The 19,061-nt window shown below is 58.2% G+C and carries 10 protein-coding genes and 3 pseudogenes; 9 read left to right on the top strand and 4 right to left on the bottom strand.

All coding sequences use genetic code 11. The features are described 5' to 3' along the window. Window positions 1–165: transposase (locus tag IVB50_RS19135; protein WP_247296928.1), on the bottom strand; the 165-nt coding region annotated here is incomplete at its 3' end. A 262-nt stretch (window positions 166–427) separates the two neighbouring features. Here IVB50_RS19135 and IVB50_RS19130 point away from each other — a divergent pair. Next, window positions 428–1,442: pseudogene (locus IVB50_RS19130) on the top strand (IS110 family transposase). Between the two features lie 657 nt (window positions 1,443–2,099). Here IVB50_RS19130 and IVB50_RS19125 read toward each other — a convergent pair. After that, a pseudogene (locus tag IVB50_RS19125) lies at window positions 2,100–2,313 on the bottom strand (IS630 family transposase); the annotation flags it as partial. A gap of 818 nt (window positions 2,314–3,131) precedes the next feature. Between IVB50_RS19125 and IVB50_RS19120 the strand changes: the two are divergent. From IVB50_RS19120 to IVB50_RS19095, 6 genes are all read left to right on the top strand, one after another. After that, complete coding sequence (locus IVB50_RS19120; protein ID WP_247296966.1) at window positions 3,132–5,555, top strand: Ig-like domain-containing protein; 2,424 nt, start codon at window positions 3,132–3,134, stop codon at window positions 5,553–5,555. A 321-nt stretch (window positions 5,556–5,876) separates the two neighbouring features. After that, the gene (locus IVB50_RS19115) at window positions 5,877–7,580 is read left to right on the top strand and encodes a type I secretion system permease/ATPase (RefSeq protein WP_247296965.1); all 1,704 of its coding nucleotides are present in this window, start codon (window positions 5,877–5,879) and stop codon (window positions 7,578–7,580) included. After that, window positions 7,577–8,890 carry an HlyD family type I secretion periplasmic adaptor subunit gene (locus IVB50_RS19110; RefSeq protein ID WP_085395820.1) on the top strand — a complete coding sequence of 438 codons (1,314 nt, stop codon included), beginning with the start codon at window positions 7,577–7,579 and terminating at the stop codon, window positions 8,888–8,890. Before IVB50_RS19115 ends, IVB50_RS19110 begins: the two co-directional genes overlap by 4 nt. 497 nt (window positions 8,891–9,387) lie before the next feature. After that, window positions 9,388–10,158, top strand: coding sequence for a glucose-1-phosphate cytidylyltransferase (gene rfbF / locus IVB50_RS19105; protein ID WP_085395821.1), 771 nt, complete (start codon window positions 9,388–9,390; stop codon window positions 10,156–10,158). A 337-nt stretch (window positions 10,159–10,495) separates the two neighbouring features. Beyond that, a complete protein-coding gene (gene rfbC, locus IVB50_RS19100; RefSeq protein WP_247296964.1) occupies window positions 10,496–11,059 on the top strand; it encodes a dTDP-4-dehydrorhamnose 3,5-epimerase in 564 nt (187 codons plus the stop codon). 176 nt (window positions 11,060–11,235) lie between these two features. After that, a complete protein-coding gene (locus IVB50_RS19095) occupies window positions 11,236–12,159 on the top strand; it encodes an NAD(P)-dependent oxidoreductase (protein ID WP_247296962.1) in 924 nt (307 codons plus the stop codon). 74 nt (window positions 12,160–12,233) lie between these two features. Here the strand turns inward: IVB50_RS19095 and IVB50_RS19090 are convergent, their stop codons facing one another. Both IVB50_RS19090 and IVB50_RS19085 read right to left on the bottom strand, forming a co-directional pair. Continuing rightward, window positions 12,234–13,577 carry a UDP-glucose/GDP-mannose dehydrogenase family protein gene (locus IVB50_RS19090; protein WP_247296961.1) on the bottom strand — a complete coding sequence of 448 codons (1,344 nt, stop codon included), beginning with the start codon at window positions 13,575–13,577 and terminating at the stop codon, window positions 12,234–12,236. Next, the gene (locus IVB50_RS19085) at window positions 13,574–14,842 is read right to left on the bottom strand and encodes an NAD-dependent epimerase/dehydratase family protein (protein WP_247296960.1); all 1,269 of its coding nucleotides are present in this window, start codon (window positions 14,840–14,842) and stop codon (window positions 13,574–13,576) included. Before IVB50_RS19085 ends, IVB50_RS19090 begins: the two co-directional genes overlap by 4 nt. A gap of 1,928 nt (window positions 14,843–16,770) precedes the next feature. On the opposite strand from IVB50_RS19085, the gene IVB50_RS19075 reads away from it, so the two are divergent. Next, complete coding sequence (locus tag IVB50_RS19075) at window positions 16,771–17,322, top strand: hypothetical protein (protein WP_247296958.1); 552 nt, start codon at window positions 16,771–16,773, stop codon at window positions 17,320–17,322. Between the two features lie 215 nt (window positions 17,323–17,537). Beyond that, window positions 17,538–17,963: pseudogene (locus IVB50_RS19070) on the top strand (glycosyltransferase); the annotation flags it as partial. Between the last annotated feature and the right edge of the window lie 1,098 nt (window positions 17,964–19,061).

Here is a 19,061-nt window from a genome sequence, read left to right as displayed (position 1 = left end):
GTCGGACGGGCAATCGCGCCAGCGTGCGCCGCACTGGAGCATGTGAATGATACCGCTGATAATGCGTCGATCGTCTTCGCGCGCCGGGCCGGTCTGGTTCGTTGGCAGATGCGGCTCTATCTGAGCCCACTGCTTGTCGTTGAGCCAGAACAGTCCTTTGCGCATCGAAGTCCCCCGTGCCGAATCAACTTGGCACGAGGGAATCAGAACTCGCTAATTAGGTACAGACCCTAGCGACCGGTAATGTTTCTGGAGGGACGATGAGGCCGCCATGCAGGGCGGCCTCAAACAATTAGGGGCGAGTTCTCTGCTCTCAAATCCGGACATCCGCGCGGGTTTATGATGGGGTGGACGCCCCGCCCGACGGCATCGATGTGCCAAAGTGGAGGTGTTGAGCACCACTTAAGGGAGGCGTCCGTCAGAAGTTATCACAATCGGTCTGGATATCGCCAAGCACGTTTTTCGCGTTCACGGAGCGGATGGGCGGGGTCGAGCGATGTTCAGCAAGCGGATCAGCCCAGGAAAGCTGCTGGATTTCTTCGCGGCGCAGCCGAGTTGCACGGTAGCGCTGGAGGCATGTGGTGGAGCACATCACTGGGCGCGTCAGCTGATCCAGCTTGGCCATGAAGTTCGGCGGATCCCGCCCGCCTATGTAAAACCGTTCGTGAAGCGGCAAAAGAACGATGCGATCGATGCCGAAGCGATTTGCGAAGCGGCGCAGCGACCGAGCAGGCGGTTCGTTGTCGTGAAGAGCGAAGAGCAACAGGCGGCGGGTCTGGTGTTTCGGACCCGTGACCTGTTAGTGCGGCAGCGAACGCAGCTCATCAACGCGATCCGGGGACATCTCACTGAATATGGTTGGATCGCACCTAAGGGGCCATCGCACGTGGCGATGCTTATCGATCTGATCGAGGAGGAAGAGATGGCCAGCTCGCTTCCCAAAGCGGCCCACGCCATGTTCCGATTGATCTTGGACCTGCTGAAATGGCAAGATCGCGGATCTCGACCAGGAGATCGCGCGACGTGCTCGCGAGGACGAGGTATCGCGCCGGCTAATGACCGTTCCCGGCATCGGCCCAATCTCCGCCACCGCGATCGCCGCTCTAGCACCGCCGGCCGAGACCTTTGCCAAAGGCCGTGACTTCGCGGCATGGCTCGGTCTCACGCCTCTTCAAAGATCGACAGGCGGCAAGCAGAAGCTCGGTGCGACATCCAAGATGGGCGAACGCACGCTCAGGTGCCTTCTCATCATCGGCAGCAGCGCGGTCGTGCAACAGGCGAGCAAACGCGGTGCGCCAAGGGGATCGTGGCTCGAACAGATGCTGGCTCGCAAACCGCGCATGCTGGTAACGGTCGCGCTCGCCAACAAGATGGCGCGGATCGTCTGGGCGCTACTTATCAAGCAGGAGAATTACAGGGCTCCGGTCGCAGCCAAGGCGTGATCCTGGCCGACCTGAGGTCGTCAGAGATGTAGTCGGTCGAAGGAGAGTATGGCGCAACAGTCGGCGAGACGAGACCGGAAGAACCAGGTGTACTCTACCGAGCACGCGTTTATGATTTGGTTCCGGTCTGCGAACTCCCATACGGGCCCGCAGCTTCATCGCTGCACCATCAGAGGCCGGACAGATGGTAGCATCCGACTACGTGCCGATCTTCTTCAAAAATCGCTTGCATCTCGCGGGGCCTCCACAGATGAGTACAGGCCCTAATGAACCGCCTGGATTCTGCAACAAACGAAGCTTTTTGAGAACAACCAGCCAGCGGCTCACATATTCGGGTGGCCAACAACAAAATGGAAAATACCCCTAAATCGGATCAGGTAAAATCGTATTAGGCAAAATCCTGAACGGGTGCTGGAGGGGGATGTCCCGGGTTCTGTTGAGTTCTGAAGAGGTCGGCGTTGCCCACCTTGAGCCGGTAGGTCGGGGTGCTGATTCCACAAAGGAGAGAAACGCCAAGACGAGAGATATCACGCCCGCCGGTTGGCCGGCGACCAGGACTGTGGACGAATTCGTTTGCGGAACTGCGGGCGAGCTTCGATTGGTTCTGCCTTGCGACAAGAATCGAAGCGCTCGGCACGATGATGGAGGCGCCCGATCGAGATTGCTTTCCACGAAGCGGCGTTTGGTCCCATGAACGATGGAGGCGCTTACTCTGACGGTCCGGGCAATCTCCCCGTCGCGGCTGCCGCTGTCCCGCCAGTAAAATCTGGGCCGGCTTGAGTTTGCGAGCGGCATGCTTGTCGCCGCCCGGCATCGCCGTCTGCTCCTCGCGCTCGGCTTGGCTCAATTCAAACCGGTACCGTACATTCATCGTTCGCCTCCCTGTCGGAGGCTGCGGACGAATCGATCCATGAGTCAAAAATCAGGCGCACGCTTTACCGAGAAGCAGGGCCATTATCTGGCTTTCATCTACACCGACTCGCATATGTTCGGACGGCCCCGCTGAAGCCGACATGCAGCGTCACTTCGGTCTTAGCCCGCCCTCAGTCCATCAAGATGATCGTCACGCTCGAACGGAACGGCCTCATTCGCCGTCAGGCCGACACCCGCAGAAGCATCGAAATCCTCGTGCCGCCAGAAAACTTGCCGATCCTAACCTGGCTCGGTATCAAACCGTCTAAATCATTGTGACGAGCCCCTAACGGTGAAAAGCCAATGCGGCGGATGCCGCGCGGGGCGCAACGGCTCGGTTGATTGGCGCACCGTCCCGTCGAGATCTCAGATTTTGGCCCGCGAGGCGAAGGGGTTTGCCAGCAGGTCGAGCGTCCTAGTATCGTCGAGTGGCAGTCGAGCCAGGCGAAATGAAGCGTGCCATGGGAGCAGGCGGTCGACACCAGTATTCCTCGGTATTTGTTGATTTTCTTCATGTGACTGCTGCTCCCCACGCGAGTGCCTGAGTTAATTAAGTAATTGCCGCCGTATTTAAATTTGTTTGCGGCCTGGCGACGTCAGCCAATAATCACCTTGAGCAGGCCGTCATGTCGTCGCAAAAAAGCCTCTGCTAATCGACAAAGACCAACCAACGGCGCTGCGCCAGCGGCGTCGCACTTGCGGTACCGACGCTCGGGTGGCTCAAGATTGGGCGCGTACCGGGGACAAACCAGATCGAAAACTATCAGGAGAAACTAGATGGCAGCCATTCCTTTGAGCTGGAATGACCCGATGTTTAGCGGGGTTACTACTTCGAATTCGGTCAACGTTCCAAATGACGGGACGATTTCGAACAAGAGTATTACCGACACCGGCGGTACCGCGTCGATTGTAGGCACCGGCTCGTTCAACATCGACGATGTCCGTATCAATTCACAGGAAGGTGTGCGCATTGGTGGTAGCGGGACTGTAAACATCAACAATTCGTACATCGAAACGACGGGACTGGCGGGAGATCACGCGGATGGTATTCAGGCCTATGCTCCCGGCGGCCATGGCAATGTGACCATCACAAATACGATGATCGTTTCCCACGATCAAAATGCGACCGCCGGACTGTTCGTTGCGGACTATTTTGACGGAAACTTCACGTTCGCTAACGATGTATTCGAAGGTGGTCCGTTTGGTCTGCGTATTAACGCGGATGCGGGACCCGGTCACACATACAACGTCGCCCTCAAAGATGTCTATTTCATACAGGACTCGTTTGGTTCTGCCCCCTTTTCCATTTCGGTTCCGGCTGGTTATGAGGGCGCCACGTTAAATATCACTCAGTGGGACAATGTGCGCTGGGCAACGATCGTGAATGGTCAGCTTGTTCCGGGCCCTCTTATCCCTCCGCCGCAGCCGTTGTCAGGGACTGCACCCACCACGCCGACGGCACCCACCACACCGGATGCACCCACGATCGCCTCGTTCTCGACCGACAGCGGCGTCGCCGGCGACAAAATCACCAGCGATAATACGCTCGAGCTCAAGGGCACCGCTGCTGCCGGCAGCACGCTCAAGTTCTATGACGGTACGACCCAGATTGGTTCGACGACTGCGGACTCAAGCGGCAGTTGGGACTACATCACAAAGGTTCTGGCTGACGCCAAGCACACGCTGACCGCAACGGCGACTAACTCGTCGGGGCAGACCAGCGCGGCATCGTCTGCGTTGGCGATCACCGTCGACACCAAAGCGCCGATAGCGCCGACCATTGTCAGCCACACGGTGAACAGCGCCAATCAGGCGGTGATGTCGGGCAATGCCGAAGCGAGCAGCGTCGTAAAGGTGTTCGACGGCACGACCCAGATCGGTACCGCGACGACCAACAGCAGCGGCGTGTGGGGCTACACCAGCGCCGCCCTTGCGGCCGGCTCGCACAGCCTCACCGCGAAGGCAACGGACGTGGCAGGCAACACCGGCGCGGAGTCCGCCGTTTTCGCGGCTAACATCGGGACTTCGGCGTCGCCAACCACACCCACGTCGCCAACACCAACTCCTGGCAAAGTAATCGAGTCGGCTGGTGCGACAAGTCTCGTTGAGAGTGGCGACAAATTTTACCTCAACAGCAGCACCGGGACGGGCCCTTCGCTGAAATATCACGGCGTGGATTTTATCGACGGGTCAGATTACACTTGGGCGCCGATCGGTGCGGAGAAGACAGCGACGGGCTATGAGGTTGTCTGGAAAGAGGCGAGCACGGGTCAATACACGGCGTGGAACACCGACGGCACCGGCAACTACGTCTCCCATGTCAGCAGCCTGACCGGCTCCACGTCGGGCGGCTCGGTGTCGGGTACGAACTCGGGCCTTAAGTCGCTCGAGACGACCTTCCACCAGGATCTGAACGGTGACGGGCAGATCGGAGCTACCAGTTCGACCACACCGACGTCGCCAACGCCGACTGCTGGCACCGTAATCGAGTCGGCTGGTGCAACACGTCTCGTTGAGAGTAGCGACAAATACTATCTCAACAGCAGCACCGGGACGGGCCCCTCGCTGAAGTATCACGGCGCGGAGTTTGTCGAGGGGTCAGATGGCACCTGGGCGCCGATTGGTGCGGAGAAGACTGCTACGGGCTATCAGGTCGTCTGGAAGGAGGCGAGCACGGGTCTGTACACGGCGTGGAACACCGATAACAACGGAAACTACGTTTCTCATGTCAGCAGCCTGACCGGCTCCACGTCCGGCGGCTCCGTGTCGGGTACGAACTCTGGGCTCAAATCGCTCGAGACCAGCTTTCACCAGGATCTCAATGGTGACGGGCAGATCGGTGCTTCCAGCGCAACTACGTCGTCCACGAGCACCAGTCAGGTCGTTGCTACTTCGAGCTCGACAGGCAGCAACATACAGACCAGCACTTCAGGCAATGACGTCTTCGTTGGCACCAGCAAGGCCGACACTTTCGTGTTTGGCGCGAATTTCGGCAACGACGTCATCAAGGGCTTCGTTGCCGGCGGAGCTGCCCACGACACGGTCGAGTTCAGTAAGTCCGTGTTCGACAGTTTCGCGAGTGTTCTCTCCCACGCGGCACAGTCGAGCGGCGACGTCGTGATCGCGACGGGGAGCGACACGCTCACGCTGAAAAACACCAAGCTGGATGCGTTGGCCAGTCACGACTTCCACTTCGCGTAGGGACGGCGTAACCACAAAGAGTAGTACTCAACAACGGCCTCGGGGGATCTCTTGGGGGATCCTCCGACAAGGCATTCAAGGGCGGCTGCCATGATGGACTTTAGACGGTGGGGGGTGATCCCCCCACCTGCGAATCTTTTTCGCATTCGACTTCTGCACATATCGGGACTATGGGCTGGCGGAGCACAGTCGGCGGATGCCGCCGAACCGCGGACGCCGCGACTGATTGGCTGGGCAAGGCGCTGGGTTGACGCCCTGCGGCAGCGGATCTTCGTCGCTCGCCTTCGACCGGCGGAGAACTATGAGGAGCCACAGTCAGAGATGTCGGCATTCCTGCGGTCTTGCCGCAGGATATTCTGGGCGCTCGCGGCTTTCAGCGGGATGAGCAATCTCCTCATGCTCACCGGCTCGTTCTTCATGCTGCAAGTCTATGACCGGGTGCTGCCCGGGCGCAGCATACCGACGCTGATCGCCTTGATGGTTCTGGCCACGGTTCTTTACCTGTTCCAGGGTGGGCTCGACCTCGTCAGGAGCAGGATCAGCGCCCGGGTCGGCCGATATTTCGATGAAAAGCTCAGCTTTCGCATATTCGACGCACTTGTTCGCCTGCCTTTGAAGACCAGAGCCGACGGCGACGGCTTGCAGCCGGTGCGGGACCTTGATCAGGTCCGCAGCTTCCTGTCGAGCGGAGGGCCGACGGCGCTCTTCGATCTGCCCTGGATGCCGATCTACCTCGGCGTCTGCTTTCTCTTTCACTTCTGGATTGGCGTCACTGCGCTGGCCGGCGCGCTGGTGCTGGTCGGCATTACGATGCTCACGGAAACGCGCACCCGAGGGCCGGCAAAGGCGACCTCGCGTCTCGCCGTCTCGCGAACCGCACTGGCGCTCGAGGGGCGGCGAAATGCTGAAGTCCTGCAGGCCATGGGCATGCGGCAACAGGCGACCTTACGCTGGCAGGATGTCAACGTGAAGTACCTCGCGGCCCATGAGCGGGCCAGCGATGTCGCAAACGGACTCGGTGGCGCATCCAAGATTTTCCGGGCGATCTTGCAATCGCTGGTTCTTGCCGTTGGCGCCGTCCTCGTTATCAACCAGGAATCGACGGCCGGCATCATCATTGCCGGATCGATCCTCACCGCGCGGGCCCTTGCGCCCGTTGAACTGGCCATTGCGAACTGGAAAGGGTTCGTCGCCGCGCGGCAATCGGGGCAACGAGTCGATCGCCTGCTGAAGCTTCTGCCTGAGGAGGAGGAGCGGTTGGCATTGCCTCCGCCTGTTGAAACCCTCACCGTCGAGCAGCTCTATATTGGAGCCCCAAATTCGGAGAGGCCCACCGTCAGTGAAGTGTCGTTCCAACTGCGGAGCGGGCAGGCGGTTGGAATCATTGGTCCGAGCGGATCCGGCAAATCGACGTTGGCACGTGCGCTGGTCGGGGTCTGGCCGTCCATTCGAGGCAGGATCCGGCTCGACAAGGCCGCGCTCGATCATTGGTCTTCGGACGCCCTCGGCAAGCACATCGGTTATCTGCCTCAGGACGTCGAATTGTTCGATGGCAGTATTGCGATGAACATTGCACGTTTCGACCCGCAGGCAACGGCCGCCGCAGTTCTGGAAGCCTCGCATGCCGCGGGCGCGCACGACCTCATCCTCTCCCTTTCGGACGGCTACAGCACGAAGATCGGCGAGGGAGGGTTAGCGCTGTCGGCGGGGCAGCGGCAGCGTATCGGGCTTGCGCGAGCCTTTTACGGCAAGCCATTCCTGGTCGTGCTTGATGAGCCCTCTTCCAATCTTGACGCCGAGGGCGAGGAAGCCTTAACCGAGGCGATCCTGAACGTACGCCGCCGTGGTGGGATTGTTGCGGTTATCGCGCATCGTCCGAAGGCGCTGGAGGGCGTGGACCATGTCCTGTGCCTCGGGGAAGGCAGAGTTCAGTCCTTCGGCAAGAGAGAGGAGGTTCTCAACAGAGTGTTGCGAAATTCCGTAGCGCTCAAGGTCGTCGCGGAAGCTCAAGGAGGCAGCCGATGAACGGCCAGGTGGCTCCTGCAATGCAATCCATCCAGCGTTACATGATCGTCGGTATGATCATGTTCGGTCTGGTCACCTTCGGGATCGGCGGTTGGGCGACAACGACCCAATTGTCGGGCGCGGTGATCGCCCAAGGCGTGGTCGTGGTGGATTCAAGCGTCAAGAAAGTTCAGCATTCCACCGGTGGGATCGTGGGAGAGCTGCGCGTGCGGCAGGGCGACCGGGTCAATGCAGGGGATATTTTGATCCGCCTCGACGAGACCCAGACGCTCGCGAATGCGACGATCGTCACCAACAGCCTCGATGAGCTGTTCGCGCGGCAGGCTCGTCTCGAGACTGAGCGCGACGGTGCCGAGCAGGTCATGTTTCCCAAGGTGCTGCTCGACCGGGCCAAGGAGAGCAACTCCGAGGCGAGCCGTGCAATCATCGCGGAGCGAAAGCTGTTCGACCTGCGTCGTCAGGCGAGGAGCGGCCAAAAAGCGCAGTTGCAGGAGAAGAGCGCGCAGCTGGAAAACGAGATCAAGGGCCTTACGGGGCAAACCGAGGCCAAGCAGAAGGAAGTCGAATTTATCCGGCAGGAGCTGGAGGGCGTGCGCAGTCTCTGGCAAAAAAATCTGGTGCCGATCACGCGGCTTAATTCCCTGGAGCGCGATTCCGCGCGCCTCGAAGGCGAGCGCAGCCAGTTGGCAGGAATGATCGCTCAGTCGAGGGGCAAGATCGCCGAAATCGGACTCCAGATCATTCAGATCGACCAGGACCTGCGGACGGAAGTCGGCAAGGATCTGATCGAAACGCGCTCGAAACTCTCCGAGCTGGGCGAACGCAAAACTGCGGCGGTCGACCAACTGAACCGGGTCGATATCAGGGCACCGCAATCCGGCCGCGTCCACGAGCTGAGCGTCCACACGGTTGGAGGTGTGATCTCTCCCGGCGAGCAGATCATGCTGATCGTGCCTGATGCGGATTCGCTTGCGGTTGAGGTCAAGATCGCACCGCGCGATATCGACCAGGTCTATGTGGGGCAGACCGCGACAATGCGCTTCGCGGCGTTCAACCAGAAGACCACGCCCGAAATCGACGCAGAGGTCAGCATGGTCTCGGCAGACATCACCCAGGATCAACGTGCCGGAACCAGTTACTACACGGGTCGCGTTCTGCTGAAGCCGGAAGAGCTCGCGAAACTCGGGTCGGCCAAGCTGTTGCCCGGCATGCCAGTCGAGGTCTTCATCAAGACGCCGGGTCGAACCGCGCTATCCTACCTTCTCAAGCCGCTGCAGGATCAGGCGGAGCGAGCATTCAAGGAGCGTTGATCTTGCAGATTGGCTGGCAGCACAGGGCGGAGCATGCGAAAAGCGCGCTCCGGTCGGAGGAACGTCGCGCGCTGTAGTCTGCAGCCGATTGGTCGCCCACGAGCTTAGACCAGGGCGACGAGTAGGTGGGAGCGGGATGTCCGAGCACTTCCTCGGTTTGCAAGGTAAGTTCTCCTGACTCTAACCGGTGAACGCGCTTGCCGCACACCAGTTATACCAACGGCCCGCGGACGATCTGACAGGTTCGTATAATCCTGTCCGACAAAGGTCCATCTGCTGCTTCGAACGAGAGGGAGGACTGCGCAAAGGCGGCAGCGCACGCTTAAAATTGTGTATTTATATCTCAGGCGCGCATGGGCGAACAAAATTTAAATTTTGATCGCATTTTAAATCTTGATAATATTTAATTAGTGGGGTTAAATGTTTTCTCGCGATTATTGGCGACGGCACCAGTTTCGGTGGTCTGGGCGAAAACGACAAAGATTTCAAGGCGATCGATGAAGGCAGTGATATTGGCCGGCGGTCTCGGAACGCGCTTTGCAGAAGAGACCGATATCCGCCCCAAACCCATGATCGAGATCGGCGGCAAGCCGATCCTGTGGCACATTATGAAGATCTACAGTAGCCACGGCATCAATGATTTCATCATTTGTCTTGGCCACAAGGGGTACGTAATCAAGGAATATTTCTCCAATTACTTCCTGCATCAGTCGAACGTTACCTTCGACATGCGGGAACACAGTATGCGAGTTTTGGAAAACCACTCCGAGCCCTGGAAGGTCACTCTGATCGACACAGGTGAGGAAACGATGATTGGGGGCCGCATTAAGAGGATTCTGCCCTTTCTCGCAAAAGACGAGGCGTTCTGCGTCACCTATGGCGATGGTGTATCGGACATCAACATAACCGAGAGTATCACATTCCATCGTCGTGAAGGACGCCTTGCAACCGTGACGGCAACCCAGCCTCCCGGACGCTTTGGTGCGATCAATTACGATGGCACCCGAGTAACCGGCTTTCAGGAAAAGCCGCGCGGTGACGGCGGCTGGATTAATGGCGGGTTTTTTGTTCTATCGCCCAAGATCGGAAATTATGTTGAGGGAGATGCAACGATCTGGGAAAGGGAGCCGATGATTAACTTGGCAAAGGATGGCCAAATGAGTGTTTTCTTTCACGACGGGTTCTGGCATCCGATGGATACGTTACGCGACAAGCGGTACTTGGAAGACCTCTGGTTGAGCAACAAAGCTCCCTGGAAGAAATGGTAACGGGCGTTCAAAGCGGATCCTCATTACGTTGTGGCGGGCTATGTCGGCCGAACGCTCGTTCCGCTTTCCGCGACAAGCTTCCCGATTCCAAACTGGTTGGCTCCGACACACTCTACCTTGCGCACCGCCGAGAGCCAAAGATCACCGGAATCGCTCGATAGCATGCATGCATTTTGGACGTATCCTCGACCGTCTCGACGGCGGCGACGCAGTGGTACATCTCGCCGCGATCACAATGCCCGGATGAGAAAAAATTAATGAGGCAGTCACCGAGGCTATCAGTGGTAAGGCGGTGCCTCGCACTGGCAAACACGGCCCAGAACCCAAGGATCTGCCGATGAAATTCCACCAGACGCCGCTTCTTGGCGCATATACGATCGAACTAGAAAAGCGAGGCGATGATCGAGGCTTTTTTTCGCGCTTATACTGTCAACGGCAATTCGAAACAGCTGGAATTCCCACTCCGATCGTCCAAATCAACAACTCGCTTACTGCCAAGGCGGGCACATTGCGCGGTATGCACTACCAGTTGCCGCCAGCAGCCGAAACCAAGGTCGTGCGTTGCATCCGTGGCACGCTATATGACGTTATTATTGATCTCCGCCCGGATTCTCCAACCTATGCTCAGTGGTTCGGGACGGAATTATCAGGCGAGAACCGGTTGATGATGTACGTTCCGCGCGGTTTTGCGCACGGCTTCCTTACGTTGACCGACGACACGGAGGCGTTCTATCTCGTCAACGCCTTCTACACTCCCGAAGCAGAGCGCGGGATACGCTTCAATGATCCACGTTTCGACGTGAGGTGGCCTCGCGTTCCCGTGGAAGTCTCGGAAAAAGATCGTAACTGGCCCGAGTTCAATCCCGCTTTTCACGGGATTGAACTGCTCCGAGGCTTGTGAAGATTCCTCTTACTGGAGCAAGCTCGTTCATTGGCCTGTGGTTTGTTCGCAGTCTCGCAGCTCTGGTCACAATGCGTTGGCTCCATCGAAGCGGCGCGTAAGTCACCGGCGTACATGTGTGAGAATGACGCGAATGAGCCCGACTTTACTCCCGCGCTGTTGATTTGAGGATTGCTATGAAAATTCTTTTGACCGGAGCCACATCGTTTACTGGTTTATGGTTCGCGCGAGAGCTAGCTGGGGCGGGTCACCAAGTAGTAGCGACCGTGCGAAACGGTTCTTACGAAGGGATTCGCGGCGAGCGTTTTAAGGAACTCGCCAAAGTTTCTTCGATACAGCCGAATGTCTCATTTGGCTCAGAAAGTTTTTTGGAAATTTTAGAATCGGGTAAGTTTGAGCTCATTTGCCATCATGCCGCGGAAATGAAGGATTATCGAAGTCCCGATTTCGATCACATGGCGGCAACTGCGAGCAATACCAATAACCTAAGACGCGTATTGGATATTTTCCAAGGCGGCGGTGGTCAGGGCCTTGTTCTTACTGGGTCTGTCTTCGAATCCAATGAAGGTTTGGGAGATTCCGGAGCTTTCAATCCTTACGGGCTCTCGAAGACGATGACCTACGAGATCTTTCTCTATTTTTGTGAACAAAGGAAGTTGAAGCTCGGCAAGTTCGTGATTACCAATCCATTCGGTCCTTACGAAGAAGAACGCTTTACGCACTATCTCGTTAAAACATGGGCGAGTGGCCAGACTCCGCACGTAAGAACGCCGGAATATTTGCGCGACAACGCGCACGTTTCGCTGCTTTCCCGTTGCTATCGCAAGTTCATCGAGGCACTTCCTTCACAAAGTCAGATTCTCACCAAATTGAATCCCAGCGGTTACGTATGTAGACAGGGGGAGTTCGCGCAAAAATACGCGAAGGAGTTTTCGAAGCGTGCGGGGAGAGAGCTTCAAGTCATTCTCGATCACCAAACGGACTTTAGCGAGCCCATACGAAGGTACAACGCAGATTCGGCGGTCGGGTATGTCGGTAATTGGGAGGAATCGAAAGCCTGGGACGAATGTTTTGAATATTACCGTGAGACATTGAAGTAAGTTCGATGTCGTGATCCCATCGTAGAATCGCCCCGACATGCTGAAGAGAAGGCTTGGGGCACTGGCTACTGCAGCTAAACCCTTCGGCCGATCGAAAAGTACGTGGAGCTTGGGAAATCCTTTGGGGAAAGAAGCCGTCGCGTATCGAACACGACTTTGCCGGCGACCTTGAGGCCAGGAAGAGCTTTGTATTCTGCCCACCGCGTAGCCACCACGATTGCGTCCGCGTTCGCAATTTCCGCTCTCCAATTCTTGGTGAATCGGATTGCAGAGGTTTGAACGCCCGAGAACTTGATGAAGTTTTCCGTCGCAATTGGATCGTGCGCAACAAGATTGGTATTTTGTGCAAGCAATTCTTCCGAAATGCGGATGGAGGCCGATTCACGAACATCGTCGGTTTCGGGCTTGAACGCAAGTCCCAGTAGCAGGATGTTCTTGCTCTCTAGATTTCCAAAGTGAGCTCCAAGGATTTTTGTCACCTGTTCGGGCTGTTTCGCATTCACACTCAAGACGCCTTCCAATATTTCCATTGGAAGGCCATTGTTTTGTCCCTGTGTGCGGATCGCCTGAACGTCCTTCGGGAAGCAACTGCCGCCAAAGCCGGGCCCAGGCACCAAATAAGTCAAAATTTCGGGATCTGTACGAGATCCATCGGATCCAATTGGATTCCATCGCTTGTCGAGAGTGACGCCTCTAAAAACATCCATAAAATCGATCCCACCTAGCTTGGCCGCAAGATTCGCCAGTTCGTTCGCGGCTGAAACTTGGAGCGCGAGTAAGCAGTTGTTCGCGTACTTGATCATCTCCGCTGTCCGGGTGTTGACATACACCTTGTCGACGTTCCAGGGCTCGTAAATCTTCGAGAGAACCTCACGAGTTTGGGAGTCGTCAAACCCAAGAACAATGCGATCAGGGAAATTGAAGTCGGAGATGGCTTTTCCCTCGCGCAAAAATTCAGGATTCATTCCAAGTCCAAATTGCGAAATCTTTCTGCCAGACGCTTCCGTAATCGCTTCGCGAACGACAATATCCGTCGTGGTCGGAAGAACTGTGCTTTTGATGATCACGCTTAAAAACTTGTTCGTCGACTTCAAGTACGCGCCGATTTGACGTATTGCCTGAACGAGATAGGTGAGGTCGAGTTTTCCATCGGTCGTCGGAGTTCCGACGGCCACGATCACGGCCTCGCAAAAATCCAAGGCCTCATTCAGATTAGTGGTCGCGCGGAATTTTCTTTCGTCGATAACGGTGCGAAGAAGTTCTGGAAGGCCTTCCTCATGAATGGGCGGAATCTTCCTATTGATCAAACTGACCTTCTCTTCACTCACGTCAACACAAACGACGTCGTGGCCTTTAGAGGCAAAACAAACGCCGCTCACCAGCCCGACATAGCCTGTTCCGATTACTGACAGCTTCACGCTAGGTCTCCTTTCTCCTTCTCGTGCAGGAGAAACTGAACGAATCTGTCGACTCCGGTCTTTACGTTGATTTCGGGATTGTACCCTAGTTTCGTCCTTGCCTTTTCGATGATGGGGCAGCGTCTATTCGGATTATGAGTCAGATATTCTTTGTCAGGGGATTGACCTAAAACTACCTTTCCCGTGTAGCCACGGAAGCGGGAGCCGGCCTCTTGATAGAGCGATGCAAGTTCTCGAACTGAAATCTCCGGCCTTTCAATGCCGATATTGAAGTAGTCGAACTCGCCGTAGGTGAGACACTTTAAGTACCCCGCGAGCGCATCAGCGACATAGCAGAATGTGCGCGTAGGCGAACCAGAGGAGAGAATTTCGATGTCTTTGTTTTCGATTACGCACTTTGCGAAATCCGCGGGAACGCGCCGATCATCGATTCTCATTCCCGGTCCGTAATTGTTGAATGGTCTTGCAACAGTGATCGGAATTCCATACTCCTTGGAAAACAGGCTGCACATGGTTTCGCCAAACCGCTTCGATTCGTCATAGCAGGCGCGCGGGCCAATGCAGGAAACGTTGCCACGGTATTCTTCGGCCGTGGGAATGTTGGCCGCGTCGGGGTCGCCGTAAATTTCGCTACTTGAGAAAAACAAAAAGCCCCGGCATTTCTTTGATGTATAAAAATCGAGTAACCGCCTTAGGCCCCAAATATTTGCATCTAAGGTTACGATAGGGAATCTTCGATAAAAAATCGGGGAAGCAATGGATGCGCCATGAATCACATGGGTCGCCTGAGCGCTTCCGTCAATGCTTGAGATATCGTCTTTAGAAACGTCGAACTGGTAAATGTCGACCAAGCCCGCATGCCGGGTGGCGAGTTCCGAAATCCATGTAGGCTTTGTAAGAAGAAATGTATCGAGTCCAATGATTTTACGAATCTCCAATGATGAGGCGTGCTCGGAAAAAAACTGCATGAAACTAAAACCCAAAAAGCCCGCGCAGCCGGTGATGAGTATGGTGCCATCCCGGAAGGAATTTTTGTTCGACGGTGAAAGCTTGCTCAGTATGTAGTGAAGATCTTCTTCTAAAATTGGATTCATAGCGATCTCTTGTGCAGCAGCCAGCCGGTACCGTCGGTCGGTGAAATCCGGCGAATGACAAATTCCTGTGCCAACATCAGATGCTCTCCGATCGGGAGCATCGGCTTTGGCCGCCAACCGAGTTTCTTCATCCCGGGCGCCAAGACCGCCAGCAATGATAAAGACGAGCACCTCACTATTTCATTGGTTATAGCCCACAAGAAAACCAACATTCAAGGTTGTTTTGCCCAGACCTGCTCGCTTGAAATGCCCGGGTTTTAAGTTACGGTTCTGTTCTCTCAGCGGACATGCAGCGCATAAGGGCAGGTTCACGGAAGAGCATATCAAAAGGTGCTGAAGGAGCGCTGATGCCGTGCTTCCGGCGCAGCTCGCTCGCCGACGGTCCGGCGGCGGGCGCGCTATGGGGGACGAAGATGTCCGACGCCCGCTACGCGCGCAATCAAGAAACGCTGAGCCTCCGCCGACGCGATGACGGCCCTTCCAGTGCACAAGCAGTCGCGTTTGGCCCGGCGTAATCGCAAGTACCGGCTAGGGACCTGCCGCCGCAAAAAGCGCGTGGTACCCGAGGGCTGGGGCGACCGTGGCCACAAGGCGGACGAGAACGAGCCACTAGGTCGGACACGCTTCGCACCGTGGTCCGTAGGCCCGACGCGGGCCGAGCGACTGCGGAGACTTGATCGGGAGATCCTGGCGACGCCGCCCTTAAGTCCTTGCTCAAGTCCTCACAAACCGCCGCAAATCCCGTGCGCGTGCGCGACCAAAAGCGGCAGATGCCGGTTGCCGGCCGGAAGAAGCCTTGCCGTCTTGTCTGGACATCTGGCACTTCCGCCGCCGGGTAGCCAGTAGAATTTAATCATTTGAATTAATTTAAGCTAAGTGTGGTAAATCGTAAATATGCGATAATTGTGCGTGCCCCTTGATCGCGATCACGCTGCAAGTAAATCCGAGCCTCAGTTGGCGTTCGCGACGGAATCGGCAAATGCATCGAACCGCCGGCTCATCGCGGCAGCGATGCTGTCACGATCGGGGGAATTCAACGGGCGAGCGTCGCAGGACGGGTGGGCGCCGACGTCCCTGCAGGTGGCCTCTCGGCACATCGAGTTGGGACGACCGACGCTTCCGCCTTTTGCGTCGTGTTTTGCCTCGGCAAGGAGGCTGAATGCCGCTCTAGACGCTTCCGTGGGGCGATCCGGCTGACCGAGGAACGGTGGACGGAGCTACGGGCGATCAATCGCGCTATCAATCTGGCCATCGTGCCGACGCCCACCGAACTGGCCTTGCGGGCGAGGAGTGGATCATCAGCCCCGATCGCGGCGATTGCAATGACTACGCAGTAGGTAAGCGTCATTTGCGTCCGCAAATTGAATGCGCCAGGTACCTACCGCCATTGGCGCGATCACGATCCATGCCAAGCTGCTAATAGCCGCCGAGCGTCTCCAGTATGAGGGCTATATGCGCCGAGGGGAGAGAACGCGACCGTCCTGGCTCTGTCGAAGAGCGGCGTAACCATCAAGCGCATCGTGCGCAAGACTAGATGCGCGGCGAACGCAACAATGTCTTCCAGAGCCGAGGCTTGCAGCATCAACTGCAGGTAGCTTAAGCTCTAAGCCCTGATGAGCCAGAGCCTCCCCTTCTCGAAAAACCAGATCGGTCTCAACTTATCTGAGGAGGGACAAATGCGGTATCCCCAGTGGAGGTGACGAGACACTAGGACCGATGGATCATTGCTGGTTATGGAGTCTTGTCCTCAATCGCAGTTGCTGCGCGGGTCGAGTTCCTCGGCCGCCTCGTCTCGGCCGCCTCGTTCATGCCGTCGCGGCTGGAGGGCTTCGGGATCGTGTTCGCCGAGGCGCAGGCTCGCGGGCTCCCCTGCGTCGGGCGCGCCGCCTTCGCCATGGACCCCTGGCCGCACCGGTGCCATGATCGCGGGCGGCGACCCCGGCGAGCTGGCCCAGGCGGTCACCAGGACCCTCGCCGACGACGCGGTCTGCGAGGCGATGCTGGCTGGGGGACCGACGTGACCCGCCACTTCACCTGGGACAGGGCCCTTGCCGACGCACTCGGTGCCGCAACCACGACGTTGGAAGGAGCGAGACGGCATGGTTGAACCGACACTGCCCGGCGACTGGAAGGGCCTGGTCGTGCTGTGCGCGGCCAACTCGTGGGACAGCGTGAAGTTCGCCGACCAGCACATGGCCGAGGCGCTGGCCAAGATTGTGCCCGTGCTCTACGTGGAGCCTGCCATCTCGGTGCTGAGCCCACTGCGGCGTCCGGAGCTGCGGGCCGGGCTGACCGAGCCGCGCCTGCGGCTGCTGGCGCCGAACTTGGCCAGGCTGACGCCGGTGGTGCTGCCCGGGCCCGAGCGGCCCGGCATGGCCGCGATCACCACCGCGATCGTCCGGCGGGCGCAGCGCAAGGCGGTCGAGGCGCTGCTCGGACGGGGCGGACGGCCGCGCGCAGTCATCGGGGTCAGCGCCTTGGTCCGCACGCTCGGCACCTGCCACGAGGAGCTGAAGGTCTATTGGGCCAGGACGACTTCGTCGGCGGGCGCTGCTGTTCGGCGCCGCGGCCGGGCGCATCGCCGACGGCGAGCGGCGGCTGGCAGCGTCTGCCGACTTGATCGTCGCCTCCAGCCCGGCGGTGGCCGATAGCTGGTGAGCGCGGGGGCGCGAGACGACCCTGATCCCATTCGGCGCCGACGCCGAGCGCTTCGCCGCCACCGACGAGACGCCGGTGCCCCAGGACGTGGTCCTGAAGGGGCCCATAGCCGGGTTCGTCGGCCACCTCGGCGACCGCATCGAGCTGAGCATGCTGGAGGCGGTCGCGGACACGGAGACCTCGCTGGTGCTGGCCGGGGCCGGGCCACCCGCGCTTCGAACTGAAGCGGATGGAGCGCCTGCTGGCCCGCACGAACGTCCAGTGGACCGGGCCCAAGCCGTTCGAGGAATTGCCCCGCTACCTGCGGACGATCGACGTCGGCTTGGTCCCGTACGCCGACACGGCGTTCAACCGGGGCAGCTTCCCGCTGAAGACGCTCGAGTATCTCAGCGCCGGGCGCGGCGTCGTGGCCAGCGACCTGCCCGCAATCCGGTGGCTCACCGACCAGAGTGAGAACCTGATCCGGGTGGAGACCGACCCAGCCGCCTACGCTGCCACGGTCGTGAAGTGGCTTGAGGACCCGCGCCCCGAGGCCGAGGTCGCCCGCCGCCGCGCCTTCGCCGCCGAGCACAGCTGGCAGCGCCGGGCCGCGGCGTTCGCGGAGCTGCTCGGCGTCGTGCCAGCATCGCGCTAGCGCGGACGCAGCCACAGGCCGGCCGAGACCGGCTCGGTGGTGCGCTCGACCTCGGCGAGCAGCTCGGCGGCCGGATGCCGCCGTCGGGACTTGATCCACCCGTCGCCTCCAGCCGCCATATTCTTTTCTGAGCTTCCATGCTCGAGGCGACCTTACTTTTAAGTTGGGTAAGTTGGGGCTTTTGGGCCTGGTGATTTCAACCATTCATTAATCTGGGCGGAGATGTCCGCCTGTTCGCGCTGTTGACCGGGAGGCTGTTGTTTTGCCTTTCACCGGCAGACTGATTCCCTGGCGCGCAAACTAAATATGGATCGGGCGCGATCAGCATGCATCTTCTCATCGTCGAGGTTGGGGCTCGGCTTCTACAGCAGCCGTCCCGCGACCATCGGCCGTGGTGTAAGCTTGCAAATCACCGCGCTCGGCAAACACGGATCGGCCAAGGAGACGGGAGGTCGGACCGCGCTGTCTACCTGCTCAAGCCGCTGCACGATTCTGAAAGCACGGACGCATCGGCGGCGGGCGTGCCTGGCCGGCGAAAGCGCGTCACAAGCCGGGGCGGAGCCTGCGTCTGGTTTGAAGGCCCGACTGCGTCGTTCCGGTGATGTCGCTCGCCGCAAGAGATTTCGCGGGTCAAACGTGGTGAGTCCGTCCCATCTCCTGATCAACCGCCTTAAATCGCGCGGGTTTCGGCCGATCGACCGCGGCGGATGCGTGTTACCCGTGGGCGAGACTCCCGACCGCTCGAGAGACCATCCGCTCAATACATCCATTCGCTTGGCGTACAGGGTCATGGCCGCCATGAAGACAAGGTTGTAGCCTCAGCCCCCCAGAATCACGAGTAGCTCATCTGGCATGTGATTCTGTTCCTGCCCAAGTCGTCGTTGGAAGCTTTGGTCTCAGTCAATAATTAAATCAACAATTAAAGATTTGATGACCCGTTAAAACGTTGCCAGGCTCTGATACGCGAAGCGCGTTCCGCTCTTGACGGGCATTTTCCCTCCGGGACCGGGCCACTATTTTCGCTCCATTCTTCCCATTCTTCTTCGGCAGGGCCCGCGCGCACCACCGTGGCTCATTTGCGTGCGATTTCATGCCAAT

Source organism: Bradyrhizobium sp. 87 (assembly GCF_023073015.1).
Taxonomy (GTDB): domain Bacteria; phylum Pseudomonadota; class Alphaproteobacteria; order Rhizobiales; family Xanthobacteraceae; genus Bradyrhizobium; species Bradyrhizobium canariense_D.
The sequence above is the reverse complement of the archived record's forward strand: the minus strand, read 5'-3'. Positions and strand labels throughout refer to the sequence as shown.